Genomic DNA, 15,312 nt, shown 5'->3' with positions numbered 1-15,312 from the left:
CAAATAAAAAAGCCCTACAAGAGGTCAAAGAAACTTGTAGGGCTTTTTCCATTTTAGTTTTCTACTACTTCTTTACGATTTTTCTTGAATAGTTTAGACAATACTTCATAAACGATTGGTACAACAATTAATGTTAATAACGTTGAACTTGCTAAACCACCGATTACGGTAATACCTAGACCCTTCGAGATTAAACCGCCACCGCCAGAGCCAATTGCCAATGGGATTAGTGCACCAATTGTTGCAATAGCTGTCATCAGGATTGGACGTAGACGAGTTGCACCGGCTTCTAAAATCGCTTCACGCATTCCCATTCCATCACGTTCCATATGGATAATGCGGTCTACGAGTACAATGGCATTTGTAACAACGATACCAATTAACATTAATAGACCCATCATGACAGAGACAGAAATGGTTTCACCAGCAATTAATAACCCAACAAATGAACCAATTACGGCAAATGGTAAAGAGAATAGGATCGCAAATGGCGCGACACCTTCACCGAATGTAACAACTAAAATAAAGTAGACGATGGCGATGGCAGCAAGCATGGCCAATCCAAGTTGTGTAAAGGTTTCAGTCATGTCTGCCTGTACTCCAGCAACGCCCATTGTTACACCTTTTGGTAAATCTAATTTATCAATTTCTTTCTTTACTTCTGAAGTTGCTTTTGAAATATCCTTACCAATGATGGTACCCGAAACGCTTGCGTAGTACTCGCCTTTGCTACGTGCAAGTGTATTTAGCGTAGTTCCTTTTTCTACTTTTACAAGCTCAGAAAGAGGCATTGTTGTGCCAAGTGCTGTTGGTACTTGTGTTGCTAAAATATCATCAATTGATTTAGGTTGTGCTTTTTGTTCTTGCTGAACGATTACTTGTAGTGAGTTGCCGTCCTTTTCAATCGTTGTGAGAACATCTTGTGTTTTATTTGGATTTAACATCATTACAATTTGACCCGTTGTTAGACCATACTGCAATAGTTCATCTTGTGCTACTTTAAAAGTGTACTCAACATATGCATCCTCTGCACTTGAAGAAACATCTTCTAACCTATCATTTTTACTCATCACTTTTTCTACCATTTTTACAGCATCATTTAGTTTACCTAAATCCTCACTATAGAAAGTGTAGCTTACTTCATTTGTAGACATTGAAGTAGGAGCAAAGTTCTGAGATTTCCATTCACCTGTTTGACCAATGTTGAAGACATACTCTTCAATCTCAGTACGAGCTTCTGGGAATCCTTCCATTTCAGGATCAAAGATGAGGTACATTAAGGCACCTCCGCCTCCTCCGCCCATCATCGCTGCCATTGGATCTCCACTTTCAGTTACTGATATTTGAATAATATCAATATCCTTATGTTTAAGCATATCTTCTTCAACCGCTTGAACATTTGCTAATGTATCTTCCTTTAGCTCACCTGCTTTTGGAGTGTAAGTTAAATACATTACTTTATCTTCTTCACTACCCATGAAACTAAACCCAATTAATGGGGTTAAGGCTAAACTTCCAGCTAATAAAATAATTGAAATGGTGGAGGTAATAATTTTATGGTTAAGTGTCCATCCAAGGATCCCTTTGTACCAATTAGCTAATTTACCAGCTTCTTTATGATGGCTATGGCTTGCTGTTTTTTCACTATATAATTTTTTCTTAAATAAGAAGTGAGATAACGCTGGCACAATTGTAATCGCTACAACTAACGAAGCTCCAAGCGAAAACGACATCGTTAATGCAAAAGGTGTAAATAGCTCGCCGACCATACCACCAACAAAGATCAATGGTGCGAAAACCGCAACTGTTACTAATGTTGATGAAAGGATAGGTTTGAACATTTCAATAGTCGCTTCTCGAACAAGGGCGCGACCGGTTAATCTTTCTTCTTTTAAATGTAGACGACGATAAATATTTTCCACTACAACGATGGAATCATCGATTACACGACCAATGGCAACCGTAATCGCACCTAGTGTCATTATATTTAGCGTAATATCCATCCAGTTTAAAATCAGTAAAGCCATGAAAATCGAAACTGGGATAGATACAATAGAAATAATTGTTGATTTAAAATCGCGTAGGAATAAAAGAATGATTAATACGGCAATTAATCCACCAAATAACGCTTTTTCAATCATTGTTGAAACGGATTTTTCAATTGGAGCACCTTGGTCAAGTGATACATCAATAACAAGACCTTCGATTTTTTTCTCTTGTTCCTTAATTAACTTCTTTACTTCGTTTACTACAGTAACAGTGTTTGCTTGTTGCCCTTTCACAATTTGAATGGCAATAGCATCTTTTCCATTTGTACGGGACACCGATTGTACTTTACCAACTAAGTTTATAGTAGCAATATCGCTAAGCTTTACAAATGGTGTTGGACTTGCGGCTGTAGGTGTGACAGGAATAAGCATTTCTTTCAATTCATCTTCTGTCATGAACTTCCCGTCAACAGATACCGCTTGTTCTCCTTCTTCGAACTCAAAAAGGCCTAATGATACAGCTAGGTTACTTGCTTGGATCATTTGCTTTACTTTGTCTTCTGTTAAGCCAAGCTCAGTCATTTTCGCTTCGTTATACGTCAGCTGAACTTCTTCAATATGCTGACCCGTAATGGTTGCAGAAGCAACACCTTCAATTTTCTCAATTTTAGGAAGTAAAACTTCCTCTACTGTTGACGTAATTTCAACAATATCCTCATGGGCACTACTTACACTTAATGCAACTACAGGCATCATGTTCATGCTAATAGCTGTGATAATTGGCTCCTGTGCCCCTTCAGGTAATTTCACTGCATCTAAAGCAGATTCTAATTCCCGTTTAGCTTCAGCCATATCAATACCATATTCATATTCCACCTGAAGACTTGCCATGTTGGAATATGAATTTGAATAGACAAATTTAACATTTTCAAGGTTTTCTACCGCTTCTTCTAAAGGAATAGAAACCTCCTCCATCACTTTCTCAGGAGTTGCTCCAGGATATACGTCCATTACCATTAAATAAGGAATGGAGATATTCGGAATCGTTTCCATATTCATACGAGTACCAGAATAAATACCCGAAACAGTAATAATTATGGTAAGCAACCATACTGCAAGTTTATTTTTTAAAACAAAATTTACTAAACCGTTCACCTTAACACCTACCCTAAATTGACTTATCAAGCTACTTTATTTATACTAATGACTAACTGGTCATTTGTCAATGATAGGACATTAGGAGCGATAAAATTAGATGATTAAAAAACAATTAATTATGGAAAAATCATTAGAACTTTTTGCTAAGCAGGGGTTTGAAGCTACCTCAGTTCAGCAAATAACAGAACATTGTGGTATATCAAAAGGTGCCTTTTACTTATCATTTAAATCAAAGGATGAATTGATAACAGCCTTAATTGACCATTTTATGAGCCAATTCATTTCAAATATTGACTATGTAGTCAAAAATACGATAAATGATGATCAATTGTTATTTGAGTTTTATTATGCAACATTTGATTCTTTTCAAAAGCAATCAGATTTTGCCAGAATTCTCGTCAAGGAGCAAATGCAATCATTTAATGAAGACCTTATATTAAAGTTTCATTCATACGATAGATTAATCGAGAAAATTATTTTAGAGATGATTGAAAATTTATATGGGGAAGACGTCAAACATACAAAATATGATTTAATTTACTGTATAAAAGGCTTTATGAGTATGTATTCACAATTGTTTTTATTTTATAATGTACCGATAGATTCAAACCTACTATCTCAATCACTTGTAGAAAAAACAAATTTACTAGCTAAACATACTACCATACCATTTATTTCTGAAGACCTAATCGACATGATTAAACAACCAATAAAGGATGATGTTACGAAAGAACAGGTCCTTGAACTCATTGAACAAAAACTAATAGAATTAGGAGATTCTATTGAAAAGCAATCTTTAATACTTTTAAAGCAACAGTTACTTGAACCTACCTTAAGTCCTGTTCTTGTGAAAGGACTATTAGAAAATATTCGAAATCATCCTCATTGTAAATGGATTGGTTTTTTGCTTCGGAGGTACTTTGGGTTTTAGCATCTAGAAGTATTTTATCTTAGGCACATATATTTTTATGTGCCTGTTTTAAGGCGTATTTCTGCTTATCCGGGCGTATTTTCGGCTATCCGGGCGTATTTTCGGCCATCCGGGCGTATTTTTCCTCTTTCATATGTTTACATTTTAGACACTTTTTTTATATCCGAGGAAAGGTATAATTTTACTGTAATAAGAAAAGGGGGTTATACTTTGTCTACATCAAAACTGTTAGACTATTCAAATGTAAAAAAGGTTCGATCACCCAATTTACAGTTACAGGGATTGATTGCCGCACAACGCCGTTTACTTAATACTCATCCAAGCGTGCCGTTAATTTCCTCCAATCAATCATCCTTACAAGCTGGAATTGGAGGTGAAGATAGAGTAGCAAATGAACTTAGTAAACATACTTTTTTTATGGAAAACTTTATTTTCCATGACTTGTCACTTTATTATTATAGCAAATACCAGATGGATACCTTTTTTCTAACTCGATATTACGCCATCATATTTGAAGTCAAAAACTTAGCTGGGACCTTGTGCTTTCTGGACAATCCTCCACAACTTATACAAAAAAAAGATAATGGCGAAATAAATGGTTATGATAGCCCTGCGGCACAGGTTGAACGTTATGGTGAGTTAATGACCCTTTGGTTTGGTAGTCGTAAGATTTCGCTTCCTATTTATCGTGTAGTGGTTTTAGCATATCCTAAACAAAAGGTGGAAAGGCCACCTTCCAAAACAAAAATCCTGTTTCCCAGTTTAATATCTTCCTACATCAGAAACATTCCCCTAGACAAAATTTGGTTGGACAATGAAACATTCAACTGGCTTTCTTCTGAACTAGTAAATAGACATCAATTCTATATTCCCGCTCCAATTTGTGAAACCTTTAATATTTCAACCAGTGATGTACGTACCGGAGTACTATGTAAAACATGTGGTCAGTTAGGTATGAAAAAAACAATTAGAAGTTGGAAATGTATCCATTGTGGTTCCCAAGATCACTTGGCCCATTTGCCAGCAATAAAGGATTGGTTTTTGATAATGGGAAGTAAGATGACTAATACAGATTGTAGGGAGTTTCTACATGTTGATAGGAGGACAGCTACTCGTATATTAGCAAGCATGGAATTGCTAAGTGAAGGAACCTTTAAGAATCGAACCTATTTGATGGACTTTGAGGGTTTATTACGAACTGGTAAGCTACTTGAGCTATAAGATGAAGTTGATTTTTCAGTCCTTGTCTAGTGACATGGCGCAAAACACTAGAAATTAGGCTGCTTGAATTTGGCGCAATCTTCTAAATCAACGTATTCTGCTTATAGGGGCGTATTTTCTGCCATCCTGGCGTATTTCTGCTTATCCGGGCGTTTTCCCTGCCATCCGGGCGTTTTCCCTGCCATCCGGGCGTATTTCTGACTATCCGGGCATATTCCCTGCCATCTCAGCTCTAAATAAAAAAGCCTCGACACAGATCAATTCTGCATCAAGGCTTTTTCTCAAAAATTACTCAACTGTCACACTTTTAGCAAGGTTGCGCGGCTTATCAACGTCACAATCACGGTGTAAAGCAGCATAGTAAGAAATCAATTGTAAAGGAATTACAGCTATAAGCGGTGTTAAGATTGGGTTCACTTCAGGAATCACGAAGCTATCCCCTTCTGAATTTAATCCTTCCATAGAAATGATACAAGGGTTAGCACCACGAGCTACTACTTCCTTCACGTTTCCACGGATACTTAAGTTCACATATTCTTGAGTGGATAAAGCGATAACTGGTGTGCCTTCTTCAATCAAGGCAATCGTTCCATGCTTTAATTCCCCACCGGCAAAGCCTTCAGCTTGAATATAAGAAATTTCCTTCAACTTAAGTGCACCTTCAAGACCTACATAGAAATCAAGGCTACGGCCGATAAAGAAGGCATTGCGAGTTGTTGATAGGAATTCGCGGGCAATACGTTCGAATTCTTCTTTTTCATCACAAAGTACTTCCATTGCGTTCGCAACGATACCTAGCTCTTGAACAAGGTTGAAATTAAGCTCATGACCACGGCTCTTACCTGTAACTGCAGCTAAAATTGATAATACTGCAAGTTGTGCTGTGTAAGCTTTTGTAGAAGCAACTGCAATCTCAGGACCAGCATGAAGTAAAAGCGTATAATTTGCTTCACGAGATAATGTAGACCCAGGAACGTTCGTAATCGTGATTGCCTTATGACCCATTTCTTTCACTTCTACTAGTACGGCACGGCTATCAGCTGTTTCTCCACTTTGAGAAATGAAAATGAACAATGGCTTTTCAGAAAGCATTGGCATATTGTAAACAAATTCGCTTGAAATATGAACTTCAACTGGAATTTTAGCCATTTTTTCAATGAATTGTTTTCCAACAAGACCTGCGTGATAAGAAGTTCCTGCAGCAATAATATAAATACGGTCTGATGCATTCATCGCATCAAGAATCGGTTGATCAATCGTTAATTCGCCTTGATCATCCTGATATCTTTGAATGATTTTACGCATAACTGGTGGCTGCTCGTCAATTTCTTTTAACATATAGTGAGGGTACGTACCCTTTTCAATATCGCTCATATCTAATTCTGCTGTATATGGATCACGCTTAATCACGTCACCATTTAAATTCTTAATTGTAACGAAGTCTTTTTTAACGATAACAATTTCTTTATCCATTAACTCAACATATTGGTTTGTTACTTGTAGCATTGCCATCGCGTCGGAAGCCACCACATTAAATTCATCACCAAGACCAACTAGAAGTGGGCTCTTATTTTTAGCAACATAGATTGTTTCTCTATCTTGTTCGTCTAAAAGTCCAAGAGCATATGAACCGTGTAACAATTTCAGTGTTTTGCGGAAAGCTTCTTCTACGTGTAAGCCTTCACCTACAAAAAGTTCAATCATTTGCACGATTACTTCCGTATCGGTTTCACTCTTAAATTCAACACCAGTTAAATATTCACGTTTTAGTAAGTCATAGTTTTCGATGACACCATTATGAACAAGCGTAAAGCGAGTAGACGTACTTTGATGTGGATGTGAATTCTCTTTACTTGGAACACCATGAGTGGCCCAACGAGTATGTCCAATTCCAGCACTAGCAAATACATCAGTATTTACGCCTTCTCTTAAATCAGCAATACGACCCTTTTCCTTAAAAACATGAACACCTTCTTCATTCATAACAGCAATTCCTGCTGAATCATAACCGCGGTACTCCAGCTTTTCTAATCCCTTTAATAAAATCTCTTTTGAATCAAGATTCCCAATATATCCAACAATTCCACACATCTGTTTTTCCTCCTTGATTAAGGGGGACATGCTAGCACAGGAGGCATAGCTTGCCCCCCCTATCTTTGTAGTTAAAATGATATGAATAGCCGGACCACTCTTTTTCCGATTCTCATGTCACATAATCTTCCCTTTGTACTTTAGGTTACCCCAAAGGTTTAAGGAAGAAATATTCGGTTGTGTGATTCAACCGGGAGGTATCCGCCGAAAACTCGATACTCCTCCTCCTCGTCAACTAACCTCTTTTCGATCAATGGTTAGTCCTGGCGCTTTTTCGTGCAATGTTCTCTATACTTGCCTCCTTTTAACAAAATTGAGTGGAATGTTTTTTACAAAACAGGTTAAGCATACACCAGGTACAGTAGAAACGTCAATAGATAAAAGGAAATTCATTTCCAGTATAGTTATAGCAATCATTAGAAGAAAAGGTGTTTAAATAAAATATGCATGAGGGCGCGTTAAGGTTCCCTCATGCATAGCTTTCCCTCTATTCTTCTTTTAAGCCCATTTCCTCTTCAACTACGTTGGCAATTTTCTCTACATAGCTTTTTACTAGTTCTTCTGTTGAAGCCTCTGCCATTACTCGTACTAATGGTTCTGTTCCTGAAGGGCGAACTAAGATTCTACCATCACCATTCATCTCAGCTTCAACTTCATCAATAATAGCCTTCACTTTTTCATTGTCAGTCACGTGGTGCTTATCTGTCACACGGATGTTAACAAGCTTTTGAGGGTATTTCTTCATTTCACCCGCTAACTCTGATAATGATTTTTTGGTCATTTTCATAATATTTACAAGCTGTAGTCCTGAAAGTAGCCCATCACCTGTCGTATTATAATCAAGGAAAATAATATGACCAGATTGTTCTCCACCTAAGTTGTAGCCATTCTTTTTCATTTCTTCAACAACATAACGATCGCCTACAGCGGTTTGCACACTTTGAACCCCATGATTTTCAAGACCTTTATAAAAACCTAGGTTACTCATTACGGTAGAAACTACTGTTCCGTGTTTTAATCTGCCATGTTCCTTCATATATTTTGCACAGATATACATGATTTGGTCGCCGTCAACGATATTTCCGTTTTCATCAACGGCAATAAGGCGGTCGCCATCCCCATCAAATGCTAAACCAACGTCCGCATTCTTTTCCTTCAAAAAGGCTGCTAGGGCATTTGGATGAGTGGAACCAACACCCTCATTGATATTTAAACCATTCGGAGAAGCTCCCATCGTCGAGAGATCCGCTTCTAAATCAGCAAATAAATGTGCTGCTAATGAAGAGGTTGCTCCATGGGCACAATCGAGTGCAACATGAATACCTGCAAAATCCTCATCCACTGTTTGTTTAAGATATTGGAGGTATTTTTGCCCACCTTCAAAATAATCAATAACCTGTCCTAGCTTCGCTCCAGTTGGTCTTGGAAGATTATCTTCTAAAAGGTCTATATAGGTTTCGATTTCTTCTTCTTGATCATCTGAAAGCTTAAAGCCATCAGGGCCAAAAAACTTGATACCATTGTCGGCAACCGGATTATGGGAAGCGGAAATCATTACACCTGCTTGAGCGCCTAATACTTTAGTCAAATAGGAGACACCTGGAGTAGAAATAACTCCTAACCTAACTACTTCAGCACCTATGGACAAAAGGCCAGCAACCAATGCACCTTCTAACATATGGCCAGAAATTCGTGTGTCACGTCCGATTAGAACTTTGGGGCGATCCTTATCCTTTGTTAAAACATATCCCCCAAATCGCCCTAATTTAAATGCAAGTTCTGGTGTTAACTCACTATTAGCTACTCCGCGTACACCATCAGTACCGAAATATTTACCCATCTATAAATCGCTCCTTTATTTAAGAAAAATTGCTTTGAAAATTATACTTCCTTTTCTGTTATCGTGATTCGAGCTACTGATTTACTTAATTTCCAGTTTAATTGAGCAGGACCTTCAACTTGGATATCTACTATATGTAATCCAGTTGTTAAATTAGATAAATCAATAAACAAATTAAAGTCATCTGCATTTAGACTATCTAATTCTTCACTTGCCCCACTGACTGTAATATTCACCGTTGCATCTACAGGGTCTCGATATTCAAGATTATAATCATCCGATAACCCATCACTTGAGATGGGAATACCTGAAAAAGTTCTTTCTTCCATCTTTGTCACATCCACTTTAACCTCTACGGTTTGTGGGCTTACTTTTGTAATTCCCTCTGAAATAATAACAGGAAGAGTGAGAATTGTGTCTCCTGTAATTTTATTCATATCAACCTCTACTCGAACACTTTCTGTTTTCTTAAGTAGCTCTTCTGGCCCAATAATGATAGCTTCAGCTAAATCAAGAATTTCAATAGTGTTTAAAACGATACTTTGTGGTAGGCTACCTTTTTGGACAATTTTGATTGGAACTGTTTTCTTCGCGCTCTTTACTGGTATTGTCACTTGGACTGTTTCAGGCTCAACCACTACATCGAGTTTATTTAATTCCTGGTCTAGCACTCGAACCTTTGCCTCTCTTGTTACAGATCGATTGATTTTATCCTTAATATCAAGTGAAGCTTTAACATAAGTAATTCGCTCGATCGTATCTTTTGCTCCAGTTATTTTAACCGTAGAAGGCTCTACAACTGGTTGCTCGGCTTCATATCCTTCTTCAAGTAAGGCTGTATCATATTCTGCTTCGACTTTAAATTCTTTTGTTACTCTCTCTTGAACGGTTATATTCGCATAAGCTGGGTCAATTTGAACCCCTAACTTATTATTAATGTCCTTAATTTTGATAGGTACGGTATGATTACCGATTTTAATACCATCAAGGTCTACATATACCTCAAAGTTTTTTAATGCTTTTGCAGCCTGTACATTTGGTAATGGTCCCTGAATTGTTACATCTACTGTATTTGGGACTCCAGATATGACAAGATTCTCTGTATCATAATACGCTTTTACAGGGACATCCTGAATAGTTTCCGTGTTTTGCACTCCTGGAACATTAACATCATTTGTTTTGCTTTCATTATCAGGAACAGCCGAATAAAGAAGTAAAGCTAGAGCAAGAGCAATTGCTTTCATAAACCAACGGTTATCCATTAATTTATCCATGATTCTTCCCCCTCCAATTCCATAGAGTGGAAGACGTTTGCTTGTCTAGCTGTTTTGATAAAAGTTCATTTGACAATAAATCTTTAAATGTCGTTAAATTTAAATCTCGATGTAATTCACCATTTTTTGTTAATGAAATACTTCCCGTTTCTTCAGAGACAATCACTGTCACACTGTCCGTTACTTCACTTATCCCTAATGCGGCACGATGTCTAGTTCCTAACTCCTTTGAAATAAACGGACTTTCAGATAGTGGTAAATAACAAGCAGCAGCTGCAACATTGTTTTTTTGAATAATCACCGCTCCATCATGAAGGGGTGTATTGGGAATAAAAATATTAATTAAAAGCTCAGATGAAATTTTAGCGTGTAAAGGTATACCCGTTTCTATGTAATCGCTCATTCCTGTCTCTCTCTCAATGGAGATAAGAGCACCAATGCGACGTTTTGCCATATAATCGGTTGCTTTCACAATAGCCTCAACGCCCTTTTCTCTTTCATCATCCTCCTGACCGTTCGTTCTAGAAAAGAATTTACCTCGGCCGAGCTGTTCAAGAGCCCGCCTGAGTTCCGGTTGAAAAATGATAATAATTGCAAGAAATCCCCACGTAATGGTTTGTTCTGTAATCCAACTTAATGTTTTCAAGCCGGAAAAATCACTGACAACTTTCACTAGAAGGATGACAAAGATTCCTTTTAACAATTGGACAGCCTTTGTTCCTTTTATTACCATTATCAGTTTGTAGATAACGTACCATACTAGGAGAACATCAACAATCATAGCTAGATATTTCAAAATACTGAAATCGGCCATTGACATTGTCCTTCCTCCGTATAAGGCTTAAATGATAATTCCTGTTAATCTTGGCTTTTTAAAAGAGCCACTAACTCTAATGAATCAATTTAATATTAGGATAACTTATACATTATAACATAATTAGGTTTACTATATATTCTTTGAAAAAAGCTCATTCCATACTCTGTTGCTAAAAAGGCTAAGAAGAATGATAGTCCCTCTATTCGAAGGACTATCATTCTTCTTAAGCTTATTTAACTATATTAACCGTATCTTTGGTTATTTTTTTCATATGATACCAAAGCCAATCAAATAGTTGATTAATTTCTTCAATTTCTCCAGTAACTTGACCAGCAGAAGCTAAATATTTCTCACCATTGATATCTCCATTGATAACTGTAACATTTCCATCCACTTGTCCCTCGATTTTTAAATCGCCGTTTTTTACGACGATATCTCCATTAACCGTTTTACCTTCTGGAACAATGACAGTATTATTTTCAATGATTAGATTAGGATTTTTGGAAACAGAAAATTCCTGATCCTCATTCCACCCTGTAATTAAACTTCCAACCATTAAGGTTAAAAATAACGAAGCTGCCGTCACCATTGGGTGTCTACGGAACCATCTTTTTAATCCTACTTGTTTCTTCTCGTTCGGAAGACGTGCCATTACAGCCGAAGTGAAATTTACAGGCGCTTGAATATGAGAGGTGCTTTGAACTAATGCTATGGTCTTTTTTAATTCTTGGAAATGACTTTGGCAGTCTGCACATATTAAGAGATGTTCCCTAAGCTTAGTCTCATTATCTGGTGTTATTTCTTCATCTAAGTAATCGTGCATATAGTCAGTATAGATGTCTGGACAATTCATTTTATTCACCTCTATTTAAACATGGCGTAGTTGCTTTCTTAAAGCTTCTCTTCCCCTATGAATTCTTGTTTTAACCGTTCCTATCGGTAAATTTAAAATCTTACTAATTTCAATTAACGATAGCTCTTCGATATATTTTAAGACGATAACTGTTCGGTACTTTTCAGGTAGTTTTAGAATCTCACTTTGAATGGTTTCCTCTAACTCTAAGCTTTCTATTTCTTTCTCTGGCATATCAGTTTTAGAGGGTATTTGTGAATACATATTTAAACCATCAGTCCCAGCCACTTCAGCATCTAAATAATAATCTGGCTTTTTCTTTCTAATCCGGTCAATGCAAAGATTAGTTGCTATTCTAAATAACCAGGTTGAAAACTTTAAATCAATATTAAAACTATGGATATTAATAAAGGCCCTAATAAAAGCCTCTTGAGCGATATCCTCCGCTTCATGGCGATTCCCAAGCATTCGATAGCTAATCTGATATACTTTGTCCTTATAAAGCTCGACAATTTCTCCATAAGCATCCTGATCGCCTTTAAGTACTTGTAGTATTCTTTTTTTCACTAACGCTTCCATTTATTTATACCTCCGCTCTACTGCGGCTAATCGATATACGTACCGATTGCAAGAAAGGTTTCATTTTTTACAAAAAAAATATTAACTCTTCTATATTAACAAATATTTACTAATAAGGTTTGAAAAATTAAAAAAGGGCTACAAAAAAGTTTTAGAAAAAAAATAGCAGCTCAAAAGTTGAGCTGCTATTTTCTATTTTAACTTTTCACCAAGTAATGATCCCATTAATGCAACGGCTACCGTAGCTGTTTTATTTTTTTCATCTAATATCGGATTTACTTCCACAAATTCTGCTGATGTAATAATTTCGGCTTCCGCAAGCATTTCCATTGCTAAATGGCTTTCACGATAACTTATTCCACCAATTACTGGGGTTCCTACACCAGGAGCATCATGTGGGTCTAATCCATCTAAATCTAATGATAAATGAACACCATCTGTATTTTCTTTAAAATAAGCAATGGTTTCTTCCATCACTCTTGTCATTCCAAGGCGATCAATTTCATGCATCGAATAAACCTTAATACCTTTTTCTCTAATGAGTTCCTTTTCACCTTCATCTAATGAACGAGCCCCAATTATAATAATATTTTCTGCTTTAACCTTAGGGTTATAGCCTGCAATACCTGTTAAAGTAGGATGGCCAAGTCCCATACTCGCTGCTAGAGGCATTCCATGTATATTTCCAGATGGAGAAGTATCAGCCGTATTTAAATCACCATGAGCATCATACCATATAACTCCAAGGTTCTTATAATGTTTTCCAACTCCAGCTAATGTTCCAATGGCAATACTATGGTCGCCACCAAGAACGAGAGGAAAATCACCATTTTGGATAACTTTATCAACCACAGCAGCTAATTTTTCGCTACCTTCTGCAACAGCTTTTAAATTCTTTAAATTGGATTCAGTATTAGGTACTCTCTCTGCTCTGCCAATTTCAATATCCCCGATATCTTCAACTTCATAATTTAAGTTTTCTAATCGTTCCACGACCCCAGCATAACGTATCGCGCTTGGTCCCATATCCACCCCACGACGTGTTTGCCCTAAGTCCATTGGAACACCGATAATTGATATTTTCTTCATGATTGCTTTCTCCTCCCTCTGCCTTGTATATACTATTTTAACCGCTTTCATAGAAATGGCTCAACTCGACAAAATTATGTATATATATACGAAAGGAAAAGAAAAAAAACGAAAGTGTATTGGTCTTGGTCAATAAAAAAATGTCCTTACTTTCTAGTGAAAGTAAGGACATTTTAATGAGCCATGAAGGACTCGAACCTTCGACCCTCTGATTAAAAGTCAGATGCTCTACCAACTGAGCTAATGGCTCTTGGCTGGGCTAGCTGGATTTGAACCAACGCATGTCGCAGTCAAAGTGCGATGCCTTACCGCTTGGCTATAGCCCAATTATTCAAAATAAAAAGGACATTTATATCTTGTCCCATTTTTTTGTTTTTTATTAAAAATACTTAATATTTTTCAAGTACGAAAAATACATGGTGGAGGGGGACGGATTCGAACCGCCGAACCCAAGGGAACGGATTTACAGTCCGTCGCGTTTAGCCACTTCGCTACCCCTCCAGGTAAAATACAGTGCCGGCGATAGGAGTCGAACCCACGACCTACTGATTACAAGTCAGTTGCTCTACCAACTGAGCTACACCGGCATAATATAAAAGGTATAACTATTAAAAATTTAAAGGAAAGATATTTTCACTATCGTGAAAAATCTTTGGTATTTTTCAAAGTACGAAAAATAGTTGGTGGAGGATGACGGGATCGAACCGCCGACCCTCTGCTTGTAAGGCAGATGCTCTCCCAGCTGAGCTAATCCTCCATATAAATTTAATTTTTTTCGCTATCGCGATTAAAGGTTAGATATTTTCTTACGAATAAACTTGGTGACCCCTACGGGATTCGAACCCGTGTTACCTCCGTGAAAGGGAGGTGTCTTAACCACTTGACCAAGGGGCCATAATTTTTAAAATATGGTAAGCTTCCAAGCGGGCTCGAACCGCTGACATCTTCCTTACCATGGAAGTGCTCTACCTGCTGAGCTATGGAAGCATAAACAACTACCTGCTCGCAATTAAATCTTCTAAAAAAATATGGCTCCGCAGGTAGGACTCGAACCTACGACCGTTCGGTTAACAGCCGAATGCTCTACCACTGAGCTACTGCGGAACGATATTATGCCTGGCGACGTCCTACTCTCACAGGAGGAATCCTCCAACTACCATCGGCGCAGAGAAGCTTAACTTCCGTGTTCGGTATGGGAACGGGTGTGACCTTCTCGCAATCGCCACCAGACTATTTTAGTTGCGACACTATTTTATTATAATGTCTTTTTGAAAAATTTCAAGAGAAAATTTTAAGGAAAATTATTTAGTTCGCAAAAAATTTTGTTCCCTCAAAACTAGATAATGTAATAGAAGAAGTAAATCATATCGCAAATCAAATTTGGTTAAGTCCTCGAACGATTAGTATCAGTCAGCTCCACACGTCACCGCGCTTCCACCTCTGACCTATCAACCTGATCATCTTTCAGGGT

10 protein-coding genes, 8 tRNA genes and 2 rRNA genes are annotated in these 15,312 nt (G+C 37.4%); 2 read left to right on the top strand and 18 right to left on the bottom strand.

The window, feature by feature from the left end:
* Nucleotides 1-53: 53 nt before the first annotated feature.
* Complete coding sequence (locus LRP83_RS20190) at nucleotides 54-3,143, bottom strand: efflux RND transporter permease subunit (protein ID WP_230498551.1); 3,090 nt, start codon at nucleotides 3,141-3,143, stop codon at nucleotides 54-56.
* 100 nt (nucleotides 3,144-3,243) lie between these two features.
* Between LRP83_RS20190 and LRP83_RS20185 the strand changes: the two genes are divergently transcribed.
* Nucleotides 3,244-4,077 carry a TetR/AcrR family transcriptional regulator gene (locus tag LRP83_RS20185; protein ID WP_230498550.1) on the top strand — a complete coding sequence of 278 codons (834 nt, stop codon included), beginning with the start codon at nucleotides 3,244-3,246 and terminating at the stop codon, nucleotides 4,075-4,077.
* A 210-nt stretch (nucleotides 4,078-4,287) separates the two neighbouring features.
* On the top strand, nucleotides 4,288-5,298 hold the full coding sequence (locus tag LRP83_RS20180) for a nuclease-related domain-containing protein (protein ID WP_230498548.1): 1,011 nt from the start codon (nucleotides 4,288-4,290) through the stop codon (nucleotides 5,296-5,298).
* A 288-nt stretch (nucleotides 5,299-5,586) separates the two neighbouring features.
* Here LRP83_RS20180 and glmS read toward each other — a convergent pair whose 3' ends face one another.
* The 17 genes from glmS to LRP83_RS20095 form a co-directional block, all read right to left on the bottom strand.
* Nucleotides 5,587-7,389 (bottom strand): glutamine--fructose-6-phosphate transaminase (isomerizing), encoded by a 1,803-nt coding sequence (gene glmS / locus LRP83_RS20175; protein ID WP_230498547.1) that lies wholly within the window; start codon nucleotides 7,387-7,389, stop codon nucleotides 5,587-5,589.
* Between the two features lie 487 nt (nucleotides 7,390-7,876).
* Nucleotides 7,877-9,229: a phosphoglucosamine mutase gene (gene glmM / locus LRP83_RS20170; protein WP_230498545.1), complete on the bottom strand. Its 1,353-nt coding sequence runs from the start codon at nucleotides 9,227-9,229 to the stop codon at nucleotides 7,877-7,879.
* Nucleotides 9,230-9,270: 41 nt separating this feature from the next.
* A complete protein-coding gene (locus LRP83_RS20165) occupies nucleotides 9,271-10,503 on the bottom strand; it encodes a CdaR family protein (protein WP_230498544.1) in 1,233 nt (410 codons plus the stop codon).
* Entirely contained in the window at nucleotides 10,496-11,323 is an 828-nt protein-coding gene (gene cdaA / locus LRP83_RS20160) for a diadenylate cyclase CdaA (RefSeq protein ID WP_230498542.1), read from the bottom strand. The genes LRP83_RS20165 and cdaA overlap by 8 nt, the downstream gene beginning before the upstream one ends.
* Before the next feature lie 226 nt (nucleotides 11,324-11,549).
* Nucleotides 11,550-12,173 carry an anti-sigma factor family protein gene (locus LRP83_RS20155; protein WP_230498541.1) on the bottom strand — a complete coding sequence of 208 codons (624 nt, stop codon included), beginning with the start codon at nucleotides 12,171-12,173 and terminating at the stop codon, nucleotides 11,550-11,552.
* A gap of 15 nt (nucleotides 12,174-12,188) precedes the next feature.
* On the bottom strand, nucleotides 12,189-12,752 hold the full coding sequence (sigW, locus tag LRP83_RS20150) for an RNA polymerase sigma factor SigW (protein ID WP_230498539.1): 564 nt from the start codon (nucleotides 12,750-12,752) through the stop codon (nucleotides 12,189-12,191).
* 192 nt (nucleotides 12,753-12,944) lie between these two features.
* Complete coding sequence (gene rocF / locus LRP83_RS20145) at nucleotides 12,945-13,841, bottom strand: arginase (protein WP_230498538.1); 897 nt, start codon at nucleotides 13,839-13,841, stop codon at nucleotides 12,945-12,947.
* Nucleotides 13,842-14,018: 177 nt separating this feature from the next.
* Nucleotides 14,019-14,091 (bottom strand) — tRNA-Lys (locus tag LRP83_RS20140).
* 1 nt (nucleotide 14,092) lies between these two features.
* Nucleotides 14,093-14,167, bottom strand: a tRNA-Gln gene (locus LRP83_RS20135).
* Between the two features lie 91 nt (nucleotides 14,168-14,258).
* Nucleotides 14,259-14,342 (bottom strand) — tRNA-Tyr (locus tag LRP83_RS20130).
* Nucleotides 14,343-14,355: 13 nt separating this feature from the next.
* A tRNA-Thr gene (locus tag LRP83_RS20125) sits at nucleotides 14,356-14,428 on the bottom strand.
* 94 nt (nucleotides 14,429-14,522) lie between these two features.
* Nucleotides 14,523-14,598, bottom strand: a tRNA-Val gene (locus LRP83_RS20120).
* A gap of 62 nt (nucleotides 14,599-14,660) precedes the next feature.
* Nucleotides 14,661-14,735: transfer RNA gene (locus tag LRP83_RS20115), tRNA-Glu, on the bottom strand.
* 20 nt (nucleotides 14,736-14,755) lie between these two features.
* Nucleotides 14,756-14,828: transfer RNA gene (locus LRP83_RS20110), tRNA-Thr, on the bottom strand.
* A gap of 42 nt (nucleotides 14,829-14,870) precedes the next feature.
* Nucleotides 14,871-14,945 (bottom strand) — tRNA-Asn (locus LRP83_RS20105).
* Between the two features lie 10 nt (nucleotides 14,946-14,955).
* Nucleotides 14,956-15,071, bottom strand: a 5S ribosomal RNA gene (gene rrf / locus LRP83_RS20100).
* A 150-nt stretch (nucleotides 15,072-15,221) separates the two neighbouring features.
* Nucleotides 15,222-15,312 (bottom strand): 23S ribosomal RNA (locus LRP83_RS20095); the annotation flags it as partial.

This window comes from Pseudoneobacillus rhizosphaerae (assembly GCF_917563885.1).
Classification (GTDB): domain Bacteria; phylum Bacillota; class Bacilli; order Bacillales; family Cytobacillaceae; genus Pseudoneobacillus; species Pseudoneobacillus rhizosphaerae.
This window is presented reverse-complemented; position numbering and strand designations above follow the sequence as displayed.

Bases quoted from the DNA above. Each gene is read 5' to 3' on its own strand.
- glmS (WP_230498547.1), bottom strand. From the start codon at position 7,389: ATGTGTGGAATTGTTGGATATATTGGGAATCTTGATTCAAAAGAGATT.
- glmM (WP_230498545.1), bottom strand. From the start codon at position 9,229: ATGGGTAAATATTTCGGTACTGATGGTGTACGCGGAGTAGCTAATAGT.
- LRP83_RS20185 (WP_230498550.1), top strand. From the start codon at position 3,244: ATGATTAAAAAACAATTAATTATGGAAAAATCATTAGAACTTTTTGCT.
- rocF (WP_230498538.1), bottom strand. From the start codon at position 13,841: ATGAAGAAAATATCAATTATCGGTGTTCCAATGGACTTAGGGCAAACA.
- LRP83_RS20155 (WP_230498541.1), bottom strand. From the start codon at position 12,173: ATGAATTGTCCAGACATCTATACTGACTATATGCACGATTACTTAGAT.
- LRP83_RS20165 (WP_230498544.1), bottom strand. From the start codon at position 10,503: ATGGATAAATTAATGGATAACCGTTGGTTTATGAAAGCAATTGCTCTT.
- sigW (WP_230498539.1), bottom strand. From the start codon at position 12,752: ATGGAAGCGTTAGTGAAAAAAAGAATACTACAAGTACTTAAAGGCGAT.
- cdaA (WP_230498542.1), bottom strand. From the start codon at position 11,323: ATGTCAATGGCCGATTTCAGTATTTTGAAATATCTAGCTATGATTGTT.